4 protein-coding genes and 2 pseudogenes are annotated in these 4,125 nt (G+C 72.0%); 5 read left to right on the top strand and 1 reads right to left on the bottom strand.

The features are described 5' to 3' along the window. The 5 genes and pseudogenes from DQW85_RS26665 to DQW85_RS26645 all read left to right on the top strand — a co-directional run. Positions 1–521, top strand: a pseudogene (locus DQW85_RS26665) (phosphoglycolate phosphatase); the annotation flags it as partial. Between the two features lie 67 nt (positions 522–588). Next, entirely contained in the window at positions 589–1,464 is an 876-nt protein-coding gene (locus DQW85_RS26660; RefSeq protein WP_240197444.1) for a sulfotransferase family protein, read from the top strand. Further along, positions 1,461–2,663, top strand: a complete 1,203-nt coding sequence (locus DQW85_RS26655) for a glycosyltransferase family 4 protein (RefSeq protein ID WP_240197443.1) — start codon at positions 1,461–1,463, stop codon at positions 2,661–2,663. The genes DQW85_RS26660 and DQW85_RS26655 overlap by 4 nt, the downstream gene beginning before the upstream one ends. A gap of 141 nt (positions 2,664–2,804) precedes the next feature. Next, positions 2,805–3,170: an STAS domain-containing protein gene (locus DQW85_RS26650; protein ID WP_113702675.1), complete on the top strand. Its 366-nt coding sequence runs from the start codon at positions 2,805–2,807 to the stop codon at positions 3,168–3,170. A gap of 214 nt (positions 3,171–3,384) precedes the next feature. Beyond that, a complete protein-coding gene (locus DQW85_RS26645) occupies positions 3,385–3,786 on the top strand; it encodes an STAS domain-containing protein (protein WP_162795403.1) in 402 nt (133 codons plus the stop codon). A gap of 52 nt (positions 3,787–3,838) precedes the next feature. On the opposite strand, the pseudogene DQW85_RS26640 reads toward DQW85_RS26645, so the two are convergent. After that, a pseudogene (locus DQW85_RS26640) lies at positions 3,839–4,125 on the bottom strand (NAD-dependent epimerase); the annotation flags it as partial.

The raw sequence follows: 4,125 nt of genomic DNA, 5'->3' as shown, positions 1-4,125 counted from the left end.
GGCCCGGCCGCACGCTCGCCGCGTTCGCCGGCGCGCTCGGGCGGCCGGGTCCCGCCGTGGAGGGGCTGCCGGACAGCGGGGTCGTCCTGTGGTGGTGCGGCTCCGAGGAGGCCGAACCGGTGGAGGTGGAGCCCGCCCGCACCGAGCGCGCCCGGCACCGGCGCAAGTACGCCGCCGGCACGATGTCGAAGGACAAGAGCTTCTACTTCACCGGCCCCGACGACCGCCTGAACCTGCGCGCCCGCAACCTCCACACGTTCGTCGAGCTGAGCGAGGGTGTGGACGAGGGGACGTGGACGTACCACCTGGGGCGCGGCGACTACTCCACGTGGATCCGCGACTCGCTGGGCGACGACGAGCTGGCCGACGCCGTCGCGGCGGTGGAACGCGAGGCGGGCGACAGTTCGCACGGCCGTGAGGGCCCGGAGGAGAGCCTGCGCCGCGTCACCGAGCTGATCGAGGAGCGCTACACCCTGCCCTCCGAGCCGACGAGGTACGACCCGGACCACGACGACCGGTGACGGAGCGCTTGTCAGAGGTCCGAACGGGTATTCCGGTAGATGGATTCGCAGGTGGTCACCGGGATCGATGGGCAGTTCCCACCTCATGACCTGGCAGCGGAAGGTCAACCAGGCGCTAGGCAGGTTCGCCGGCGTCCGCTTGGTGCGGGCCGGATCGACGCCCCGGCCGGCGTCCGCGGGAGGAGACACCGAGGTCCCGGTCAGGCCGCCGGCCGATCCCGCGCTCGACAGGCTGCTGACGGCGCCGGTGTTCATCCTGTCGCCCGTCAGGTCCGGCTCCACGCTGCTGCGCGCGATGCTCGACGCGCACCCCATGCTGCACGCCCCGCACGAGCTGCACGTGCGCAGGCTGAGCGTCGGCTTCGGCACCGCGCTGGCCCGCAGGGCGATGGGCGCGCTCGGCCACAACCAGGCCGACCTCGAACACCTGCTGTGGGACCGGGTGCTCCACCGCGAGCTGGTACGCAGCGGCAAGCAGTTCATCGTTGACAAGACGCCCGCCAACGCCTTCGCCTACCAGCGCATCGCCACCTGCTGGCCGGACGCGCGCTTCGTCTTCCTGCTGCGCCACCCCGCCTCGATCGCGGCCTCCTGGTACGAGGCCGCGCCCGGCAGGCGCTCCCGCGCCGAGGCCACGGCCGACGCGCTGCGCTACATGAAGGCGGTGCAGCGGGCCCGCAAGGGGCTCACCGGCCTGACCGTGCGCTACGAGAGCCTCACCGAGGACCCCGAACGCGAGACCAGGGCCGTCTGCGAGTTCCTCGGCATCCCGTGGACGCGGGAGATGCTGGAGTACGGCACGCCGGGCGTGGTGAGCAAGGGCCTGGGCGACTGGCAGGACAAGATCCGCTCGGGCAGCGTCCAGCCCGGCCGCCCCCTCCCGGCTCCCGGCGAGATCCCCGACGCGCTCAGGCCGATGTGCGGGAGCTGGGGGTACCTATGAGCGGCCCCGCGACCCCCGGCGCCCCCATGCGGATCCGCTATCTGCTGCTGCACGCCTACGGGCTCGGCGGGACGATCCGCACGGTGTTCAACCAGGCGAGCGCGATGGCGGCGCTGGGCCACCAGGTGGAGATCGTCAGCGTGGTCCGTCGCGGGAACGTTCCACAGTTCGGCCTCGACGCCCGTGTGGGGATCGTGACCCTGGTCGACCAGCGCGACGGGGTGCCGGCCGACTCGCTGAGCCGCAGGGCGTGGCGGCGGGTGCGGGGCAGGATGGTGCCGCGGGGCGAGTTCGCTGCCGACTACTTCACCGAGCGGGTGGAGAAGACCGTGATCGACTATGTCTCCTCGCTGCGTGACGGCGTCCTCGTCACGACCCGGCCCGCGCTCAACCTGATCTCCGCCCGCCGCACCCCGAAGAGCGTGGTCCGCGTGGCGCAGGACCACATGAACCTGCGCGCCTACCCCGAGCCGGTCCGCGAGGACATCGCCCGCTACTACGGCCGCTTCGACGCCGTGGCGGTGCTGACCCGGCCCAACCAGCTCGCCTACCGCGAGCTGCTGGGGTGTACGCCGGTCGTGCGCATCCCCAACCCGGTCTCGCCGTCCGGCGAGCCGTCCCGGCAGGAGAACCCCGTCGTGGTGGCGGCCGGCCGGCTGGTCTGGCAGAAGGGCTTCGACCTGCTCGTGCCGGCGTTCGGCCAGGCGGCCCGCCGGCACGCCGACTGGGAGCTGCGCATCTTCGGCTCCGGGACGAGGAGGGCGGCCCTCGCGGCGCTCGTCGGCCGCAATGGCCTGGACGGCCGCGTCAGGCTGATGGGCCGCACCAACCGGCTCGACGGCGAGCTCGCCCACGCGTCGGTCTACGCGCTGTCCTCACGCTTCGAGGGACTGCCCATGGTGATGATCGAAGCCATGGGGCACGCCCTGCCGGTGGCCGCGTTCGACTGCCCGACCGGCCCGGGCGACGTGCTGACGCACGAGGTGGACGGGCTGCTGGTGCCACCTGAGGACGTCGGCGGGCTGGCGGCCGCCCTCGACCGTCTCATGGGCGACCGCGAGCTGCGCCTGCGGCTCGGGGCCGCGGCCGCGCGCACGGCCAGGTCGTACGCGCCGGACGCCGTCATGCCACTGTGGGTCGACCTCTTCACCCGGCTGCTCCACCGCGAGCCGATCGCCGGCACGTACGAGCCCTGCTAGACCCTCCCGGACGGGCACGATCTGCGGAAAACGTGACTAAACTGCATGTGATCGCGAAAGAGAAGACGGTGACGACGAGCACATGACGGCGACGCTGATCGACCCCGGCGCAGTTCCTCCGATCGAGGGAAGGCATTCGCGGTGACCGCACCTGTTCAGCTGACGCAGACCTCGGCCGACGCCACCACCGGCACGTGCGTCCTGGCCCTGAGCGGTGAGCTCGACTACATCAGCGCGGTCCAGCTCCGTGCCGACATGGACGGCCTGCTGGCGCCCGAGCACCGGCACCTCGTGCTGGACCTGAGCGGGCTGGAGTTCTGCGACTCCACGGGCATCCGGCTGTTCCTGGTCCTGCGCAAGCTCATCCTGGAGCGCGGCGGCACGATCGCGCTGGCCGGGCTGACCACTCGGCTCGAACGGATCTTCCGCATGACGGGCCTGTCACAGGCGTTCGACCTCTATCCGAGCGCCGACCAGGCCACCGCCGCCATAACGGAAAAGAGCTGACCTACGGCTGGTCAGCCGCCCGCCAACCGCAAAGAGGACAAAGCTCGCAGATCCGCCCACTAGCACATGCTTCACGCAACCACGAGTAGGCAGACCGCGATATTCGTCATTGGAATCCCAAGTTTCCTTGGACGACCGCGGCAGATGCGAGGGGCTATGGTTCGTTCATGGCGACCTGCGCTCGACCACAGGCCTCGGATCCATGGGATCCGTGATGTCCTGGCTGACGTACGCCTCCCAGCACCTGCCGGGCGTCACCGTGATCGCCGTCGGCGGTGAGCTCGACGCGACCAACGCCGGTCGGCTGGAGTCGTACGTCGCCGATGCGCGCCAGGGGCCGGGCGATCACCTCGTGTTCGACCTGACCGAGGTGCGTTTCATGGACAGCGCGGGCCTGCGCGCCCTGCTCAACTCGTGCCTGGCGGTCGCGCGGCACGGCGGCAGCGCCCGGCTGGCCGCCCTGCAGACCATGCCCGCCCGGATCGTCAGGATCACCCGGGTCGAAGCCCACCTCCCGGTGCACGAGACCGTGGACGACGCCCTGACCGCCGCCCTCAGCCCACCGAAGCCCCCTCGCCGCCCCGCCCAGGGCAGCGGCGGCACCAGCGCGGCCTGACCACCAGCAGCCACGAATCGCCTCCCACGCGGCCTCAGCACCCGCAAGACTCTTACGGACGTCCTCCGACGCCGGAGGCGACCTCCTTCAGCCGCCCCGCGGGCCCGCCGTCGGGCGCCAGCGGCGCGGTGTCCATCCCGGCCCCCTCGTGCAGCCCCTCCACGAGCTCCCGCACGGCGTCGGCGGCCGAGTGCCGCGGCGTCCAGCCCAGCACGTCCCGAGCCCGCTCCGTGCTCATGACCGGCAGCCGCAGCAGCATCTCGAACAGCCCGGGCGCCGCGGGCAGCAGCCGCAGGTGCCAGCCGGCGGCCATGGCGCCGCGGGCCAGCCGCGGCGAGA

The organism is Nonomuraea lactucae, from assembly GCF_003313395.1.
GTDB classification, from domain to species: domain Bacteria; phylum Actinomycetota; class Actinomycetes; order Streptosporangiales; family Streptosporangiaceae; genus Nonomuraea; species Nonomuraea lactucae.
This window is presented reverse-complemented; position numbering and strand designations above follow the sequence as displayed.

Coding starts and splice junctions, on each gene's coding strand:
- DQW85_RS26660 (WP_240197444.1), top strand. CDS start 589: ATGGGCAGTTCCCACCTCATGACCTGGCAGCGGAAGGTCAACCAGGCG.
- DQW85_RS26655 (WP_240197443.1), top strand. CDS start 1,461: ATGAGCGGCCCCGCGACCCCCGGCGCCCCCATGCGGATCCGCTATCTG.
- DQW85_RS26645 (WP_162795403.1), top strand. CDS start 3,385: ATGTCCTGGCTGACGTACGCCTCCCAGCACCTGCCGGGCGTCACCGTG.